This window comes from bacterium, from assembly GCA_035528375.1.
Classification (GTDB): Bacteria; RBG-13-66-14; RBG-13-66-14; order RBG-13-66-14; family RBG-13-66-14; genus RBG-13-66-14.
In genome coordinates, this window is sequence record DATKYS010000063.1 from 1 (window position 1) to 7,201 (window position 7,201).

6 protein-coding genes are annotated in these 7,201 nt (G+C 67.5%); 3 read left to right on the plus strand and 3 right to left on the minus strand.

Features of this window, described 5'->3' with window-relative positions; translation table 11 throughout:
• Positions 1-249 precede the first annotated feature (249 nt).
• On the plus strand, positions 250-768 hold the full coding sequence (locus VM054_04680; GenBank protein ID HUT98354.1) for a peroxiredoxin: 519 nt from the start codon (positions 250-252) through the stop codon (positions 766-768).
• Between the two features lie 162 nt (positions 769-930).
• Here the strand turns inward: VM054_04680 and VM054_04685 are convergent, their stop codons facing one another.
• Together VM054_04685 and lgt are read right to left on the minus strand one after the other, a co-directional pair.
• A complete protein-coding gene (locus VM054_04685; protein HUT98355.1) occupies positions 931-3,318 on the minus strand; it encodes a ComEC/Rec2 family competence protein in 2,388 nt (795 codons plus the stop codon).
• A gap of 2 nt (positions 3,319-3,320) precedes the next feature.
• Positions 3,321-4,226, minus strand: coding sequence for a prolipoprotein diacylglyceryl transferase (gene lgt / locus VM054_04690; protein HUT98356.1), 906 nt, complete (start codon positions 4,224-4,226; stop codon positions 3,321-3,323).
• Between the two features lie 87 nt (positions 4,227-4,313).
• Between lgt and VM054_04695 the strand changes: the two genes are divergently transcribed.
• Complete coding sequence (locus VM054_04695; GenBank protein HUT98357.1) at positions 4,314-5,312, plus strand: 2-hydroxyacyl-CoA dehydratase; 999 nt, start codon at positions 4,314-4,316, stop codon at positions 5,310-5,312.
• A 311-nt stretch (positions 5,313-5,623) separates the two neighbouring features.
• Here VM054_04695 and VM054_04700 read toward each other — a convergent pair whose 3' ends face one another.
• A complete protein-coding gene (locus VM054_04700; GenBank protein ID HUT98358.1) occupies positions 5,624-6,034 on the minus strand; it encodes a hypothetical protein in 411 nt (136 codons plus the stop codon).
• A 332-nt stretch (positions 6,035-6,366) separates the two neighbouring features.
• On the opposite strand from VM054_04700, the gene VM054_04705 reads away from it, so the two are divergent.
• Positions 6,367-6,777 carry a hypothetical protein gene (locus VM054_04705; protein HUT98359.1) on the plus strand — a complete coding sequence of 137 codons (411 nt, stop codon included), beginning with the start codon at positions 6,367-6,369 and terminating at the stop codon, positions 6,775-6,777.
• The last annotated feature ends 424 nt before the right edge of the window (positions 6,778-7,201 follow it).

Sequence of the window (7,201 nt, forward strand, 5' to 3'; positions counted from 1 at the left end):
GACTGACGGCGCGCCGTTTAGGTCGGCCCGCGGGCGACCGTGGACGGTCGCCCCTACGGGATACTCTACGATTCATGGCGTAGGGCGGGGATTTTAATCCCCGCCGCGGCGGCCCGCAGAGGGGCCGCCCTACACCGTCCAGTTGCGAATCACCCCCTCGGTCGGGACCGCGATAATTCACCTTGAAATTCCCGAACTTTCATGCTACCTTAACTATGTCTCAATAACAGGCGTACACAAGGAGGAAACATGGCTCTCTTACCCATCGGCTCGAAAGCCCCCGACTTCACCGCCCGCGCCCTCGTGGACGGCGAAGAGAAGAACTTCCGCCTCTCCGAAAACCGCGGGAAATGGGTGATTCTCTTCTTCTACCCCGAGGATTTTTCCGCCGTGTGCCCCACGGAGCTGCGGGCCTTCCGGGCGAACACGGCCCGGCTCAAGGAGCTGAACGCCGTCTTCGTCGCCGGCTCCACCGACGAAATCGAGAAACACAAGGAGTGGCAGCGGGGCGACCTGGGAAACCTGCCCTACCCCCACTTCACCGACCGCGACGGGACCATCTCGAAGCTCTTCGGCACGTTCATGGAGGACGCCGGCATCTCCACCCGCGGGACGTACATCATTGACCCCGAGGGCGTCGTCCGGGCCATCATGGTCACCGAGCCCAAGGTGGCCCGCTCGGTGGAGGAGACTCTGCGGCTCATCGCGGCGTACCAGACCGGCGAGGCCTGCCCGGTGGACTGGCATCCCGGCGACCCGACGCTTTAAAGGCCCGACTTTGGAAAATGTGGGCGGACCTAAACGGCGCGACGGCGGTCCGCCCCTACGTTAAATTGTCGTCCATCGGAATTGACCTCGTAGGGGCCGACCTTAAGGTCGGCCCGCAGAGGGGCCCCCCTACACCGCACACGTGCCGCCCTCTACGCAATCCTATTCCAACACCAGCCCCACCGCCGGGGTGAAGTCGCCGTCGTAGCGCCCGAGGGTAAAAGTCCGCCCGTCGGTCTCCACCACGCAGGCCCCCCGCTCGCGGACGTCGTAGAGCCAGCAGCCCGCCGCCGCCAGCCGCCGGCTCACCACATCCGACAGGCGCCCCCGGTCCGGGAACACCACCCCGTGCCCCGGCCTGACTCCCAACAGGAACGCCTCCGTCGTCCCGGAGGCCGAGCCGTGGTGCGCGACCTTGAGGAGGTCCACCGCCTCGGGCTCCCAGCGGCCCAGGAGCCTGCGCTCCCCGGGCGCCTCCAGGTCCCCGGTCAACAGCGCCTCGAAATCCCCGTAGCGCAGCAGGAGGACCAGCGAGGCGTCGTTGATCGCCGTCCCCGCGGGTCGGGGCCGGTCGGACGCCGACAGGACGGTTATCTCGAGGTTTTCGTCCCGGGTCGGGATGCGCACACCGCAGGCGGGCAGGAGCACACGGGCCCCGGAGAGCCGCTCGGCGAGGAGGTAGGAGAGGTACGTCTCGGTGACCTGGTAGTCCGGCGGGCGGTAGACGCGCTCCACCTCGAAGCGCCCGAAGAGCGGGATGAGGCCCGAGCAGTGGTCCGAGTCGGGGTGGGTGAGGCAGACGGCGTCGAGCCCGGTGACGCCGCACCGGCGCAGGTACTCCGCCAGGGGCTCGGCGTAGTCCAGGCCGCCGTCTATGACTATCCGGTCGCCCGCCGGGCTCTCGACGAGGACCGCGTCGCCCCGGTCCACGGAGAAGAAGGTCAGCCGCAGTCGGTCCGGGGTGTCGTCGCGCGAGAGGTGCCAGCCCCAGAGTAGCGCCACGAGGCCCAGGGGGACGACCAGGACCGGCCCCCACTTTTTCTTCCCCCTCCGCCAGGCCCACCATGCGGCGCCGAAGAGCGCCAGGGTCGCCAGCACCAGCCAGATCGCCGGCTGGCGCAGGTCGGCGGTCATCAGGGGGATGCGCGCGGCCCAGCTCACGAGGTCGTTCATCCCGCGCAGGACCAGCGAGAGCGGCGTTCCCAGGAACTGCGCCGCCGCCGGGACGCCGACCGCCGAGGACGCCGCCACCAAAAGCAGGTAGGGAACGCCGACGGCCAGGGCGATGCCCACCAGGGGGATGACGACCAGGTTCGTCAGGAAGGCCAGGATGGGCACCCGGGCGAAGTGGAGGGCCAGGAGGGGGTAGATGGCGAGCTGGGCGGCCAGTGTGGCCCCCAGGCCCTCGGCGATGAACCGCGGCACCTTTTTCCGCGTCATCCAGTCGGCCAGGGTCGGCGTCAACGCCGCGATGCCCGCCGCCGCCACGAAGGAGAGCTGGAAGGAGATGTCCCAGAGGGCGAGCGGGTTCAGCGCCAGGAGGAAGAGCCCCGCCGCGGCCACCGAGGTGCCCAGGTGGGCCGGCCGTCCCAGGAGCCTTCCCCCGAGGAAGAGGCCGGACATGAGGCAGGCCCGCAGCGCCGGCGCCCGCGCCCCGGTCAACAGGGTGAATCCGACTATGACCGCCAGGGCGAGGACGTACCGCCCCCGCCGCTTCAAGGGGAGCGCCCCGCCCAGGAGGAACGCCAGGTACCCGACGATGCCCACGTGGAGGCCGCTGACCGCCAGGATGTGGAATATCCCCGCGTCCCGGAAGCGCTCCAGGTCGTCCGGCTCGAGCTCGCCCCGGTCGCCGGTCAGAATCGCCCGGGCCAGCCCCCGCGCCTGGGGCTGGAGGGATTCGACGGCGCGGTCGTTGAGCCACTCACGCAGGCGGAGGAAGAGGGTCGCGGGGTCGTCGCGGGTTTTAGTGATTTCGACCGGGCCCGCGTCGCGCGCCCAGCCGGCCACCCTATTCGCCCGCAGGTACTCGCCGTAGTCGGGCACGAGCGGGTTGTCCGCCTCCCGGATCCCGCTCAGGTAGAACGCGCCCCGGAGGAGGTCCCCCGGGGAGAATTTTCGCCTATCGTCGCCGTACACGCCCAGGCTCAGGCGCGCGCCGGTCAGGTCCGCGAGGTCGTCCGGCGCTTCGGCGACCTCGACCCAGGCGCGCTCCCGTATCTCATCGCGGTCCACGGGGCCGACCACCCGGACGGTGAGCGTCACTTCGCCCAGCCCGCCGACCCGGGCCTCCATCGCCGCCTGATGCCCGAGGGCCCTCTCCGAGATTCCGGCCCCCGCCGCCAGGGCGACCACCAGCGCCAGCCCCAGGGCGAGCCTCGGCCTCCCCCGCCCGACGAGGAGGAAGGAGCCGGTCGCCGCCAGCGTGAGCGCCGGGGCCCACGCCGGACCGACGTCGAGCCAGCGGCCCGCCGCGATCCCGCAAGCGAAGGCCACCGCCAGGCCCACCAGTGGTGAACGCGGCGGTGGCGATTTCGTGTCACGCAGCACGGCTATTTCTTCTTCGCGCGCCTGGCCCTTTTCTCGCGCTCCCCACGGCGGCGGCGGACGGTCTCACACACCGCGGCGTACTCCACCGCCGGGTCCAGGAGCTTGCCCGCCTTCCGGGCGGCGAGCCAGCGCCAGACGACTATCCCGACCCCCAAGAGGAAGATGACGATTGAGATGACCTGGTTCTTGGACAAAAAACCGCCGAAGGCCCACATGTCTTCCTCGCGGAAGCGGAACTCCTCGATGAACAGGCGCCAGGCCCCGAAGAAGGCGATGGTTATCCCGAACAGCAGGCCGTGGAAGCGCTTCCACTTGCGCTCCACCAGAATCAGCAGGCCGAAGAGGGCGAACCCCGCCGCCGACTCGAAGAGCTGGGTGGGCAGGACCGGCGTGCCGGGCAGTATTCCGGTGCGCGGGGTGTAGTAGACCGGCGAGTTGTTGGGGAAGATCATCCCGAGCCAGGAGTCGGTGGCCCGGCCGAAGCAGCAGCCGTTGAAGAAGCAGCCGATGCGCGTCAGCCCCAGCCCCAGGCCCACCGAGGGCGCCACGATGTCCGTGATTTCCCACACGGGCAGCTTCTTGCGCCACAGGTAAACGAGCGACCCGACCAGGGCGAAGATGAACCCCCCGAAGAGCATCAGCCCGCCGTCCCAGATGCGCAGGAGCTGGACCCAGGGGTCGCCGTGGGCCGCGTACTGGTCGAAGTGGTAGATGAAGTGGAACAGCCGGGAGCCCACCACGGCGCAGATTAAAATCACCAGGGACAGGTCGTAGATGTGGCGGTGGTCTATGCCCCGGTTGCGGGCCCGCTGGGCGGCCAGAATCATCCCCAGGAAGAAGGACAGCGCCAGCATCAGGCCGTAGACCCGCAGCGTCAGCGGACCGATGGTGAGAAGGGTGGGGTGCATGGTTTACGCTTGCCCGTCGGGGCGGTTTGGCGGTAAAGTTAAGCGTAATCCTAGCCCCTGCCGGGCGATTAGTCAAACACTTTGCCCATGAAAGACCCCAGGCTCGGCATCACCGCCACCGTCCCCTCCGAGGTCGCCCTGGCCGCGGGGCGCGCGCTGGTGGACCTGAACAACGTCCTCGTCCGCGGGGAGAGCCCGGAGCGCGCCGTCCGCGAGGCGGAGTCCGCCGGTTTCCCGCGCAACTCCTGCGCCTGGATCAAGGGCGTATACGCCACCATCCGCCGCCTGGGAATCCCCGAGGTCGTGGGCGTCAGCCGGGGGGATTGCAGCAACACCGAGGCCCTGCTGGAGATTCTGGCCGACGACGGCCTCGCCGCCGTGCCCTTTGCTTATCCGGAGAGTCGCTCGCCGGAGGAGCTTTCGCGAGCCCTGGAGCGCTTCGCCGCCCACCTCGGGACGAATCTGGAAGAGGCCGAACGGTGGCGGGGGCGGCTGGCCGGCGTCCGGGAGGATTTGAACCGGCTGGACGGGCTGGTCGTTCAGGGTAAAAGGCGGGACGCGGCCTACTTCGATCTGGCCCTCTCGGCGAGCGACTGGGGCGGCGACTTGGAGAGCTACGCGGCCGCGCTGGAGCGGGAGCTCGCCTCGGGGGACGAGCCTCCCCCCGCGCCGGTCCGCCTGGCCTACCTGGGCGTGCCGCCGGCCTTCACCGACCTGTTGGCGCGGACCGCCGAGTTCGGCGCGGCCTTCGTCTTCGCCGAGATACCCCGCCAGTTCACCATGCCCTACCGCTCGCCCGACCTCGTCGCGCAGTACCTCGCCTACACCTACCCCTACGGCATGGCCTTCCGGCTGGGGGACATCCTGCCCGAGGTGGAGAAGAGGGGGGTGGACGGCGTGGTCCACTACGTCCAGAGCTTCTGCTTCCGGCAGATCGAGGACATCCTGCTGCGGCGGCGGCTCGATCGCCGACCGATACTCACCCTGGAGGGTGACCGCCCGGGGCCGCTCACGGCGCGGGACCTGCTGCGCCTGGAGAGCTTCGTCGAGACGCTTTTATTGCACAAGCCCGGCGGGGGACTGTAGGGGCCGACATGCGGTCGGCCCGCGGACGGGTGTGGACACCCGCCCCTACATCATCGCAGCCGGGTAGAGGGTTGCAGCGGCCCCCCTCTCCCCGTGGGAGAGGGGATGGGGGTGAGGGCTTCCTTATAATGAAGCGGGCCGACCTAAACGGCTTGCCGTCGGTCGGCCCCTACGTCATCGCAGCCGTAGAGGTACGTGTCTCCCTCTCCCTGTGGGAGCGGCGCGCCGAAGGGACCAAGGGTGAGGGCCACCTTATAAAAACGGGCGGGCCCAAAAACCCGCCCCCACATCAGCGCATACGCCGCGCCGCCCTAACCCTCCATCTCGAACACGAACCAGCCGAATTCGTTCCGCACCACCTCGAACGTGACCTTTTCCGTATCCTTCTGGCCGTCCTGGACGATGGTGACCTCCGTCTCCACCCGGGCGACCTCCAGGACGTCCACCCCCTCCTCGGAGACCTCCTCGGACTTCGTGAGCTTGGGCTCGGTCCATTCCTCGACCGACACGGCGCCCGACTCCACGTCGCCCCACATGTCGTAGAAGCGCTCCTGCATGTCCGTCTCCTGATTCCCCGAGTAGATGGTCATCAGGGCGGCTTCCTTGTCCTTGTCCCTGAGCGCCTGGAGGAAACGGTCCACGGTCCCCTCCGGGCTCCCGGTCTCGCCGCAGGCCAGAACGAACAGGACAACCGCGAAAACGGACAGGATAACCTTCTTCATCTTCACCTCCGGGGTCGGGGTTGACGTGTGCGAGCCCTGTGCACGCCCCATGCTAACTCACGCCGCCGAGCCGTGTCAAAGGGCCGCCCCCGACGCGCCGTCCGTTCATAAAGAGACACGATTTCGGATAAAATCTCAGGAAAATGCCGGACGAAACCCACCGGTCTCCGGGCGAAGTTTCCGCCCCCACAGCGCCTTTCCGGCCCCCGGAGAGAAATTTTGTTGCCTTGGGCCCCCCGATTTGCTATCCTCTTGTTGTCTTAGTGATTTGACCCTGATGTGCTTTTTTTCAACTCTTCCGTAGCGTATACCCGAACAACCGGAGGTCACGTATGTATTGGCTTTACTTCGTCATCCTGATCATCGGCGGTATCCTCGGCGCGGCCGGCCTAATCATCAAGAACAAGCCCTCCGCCGCCGAGCTCATCGGCAAGCTCACCCCCTGGCAGGGATGGATCGGTATCCTTCTGCTCCTCTGGGGCATCTGGGACCTGATCGGGTCCTTCTCCCTGCTGGCCCTCGGCCTGATCGGCATCTTCTACCTGGCCACCGCCTGCGTCGAGATCGTCCTTGGGTTCCTGCTGGGCTTCAGCCTGATCGCCAAGTACACCGGCGAGAAGGGCGAGAAGATATTCAAAGCCGTCTCACCCTTCCAGGGCATCTTCGGTATCATCGCCATCCTGCTCGGTCTCTTCTGGCTGCTTACCGGTTTCGGTATTTTCAATTTCCTCTTCATCGCCTAAGCGCCGGAGAAACGAACGGAAGGGCGGTCCACCGGGCCGCCCTTTTTATTGGGTGGATGGAAACGCGCCGAGGACGGGGCGACCCGCACATCTTTTTATAAAAATGGGGCGGTCCAACCGGGCCGCCCTTTGATAATCCGACGGGCCGCGCCGTGAGCGCCCCCCCTCTCCCCGTGGGAGAGGGGATGGGGGTGAGGGCCACCTTAAAAAAACGGGCCGACCTGAAGGTCGGCCCCTACATCATCGCAACCTGGGGTGAGGAGTGCAGCGGTCCCCTCCCCACAAATTGCGATGACGTAGGGGCGGGTCTCCAGACCCGCCCGCGGGCGACCGTGGACGGTCGCCCCTACGAGATATTGAGCGTTTTACATAAAAGGGCGGGACAAGAGCCCCGCCCGTGCAGTTTCGATATTTCGGCCCCGAC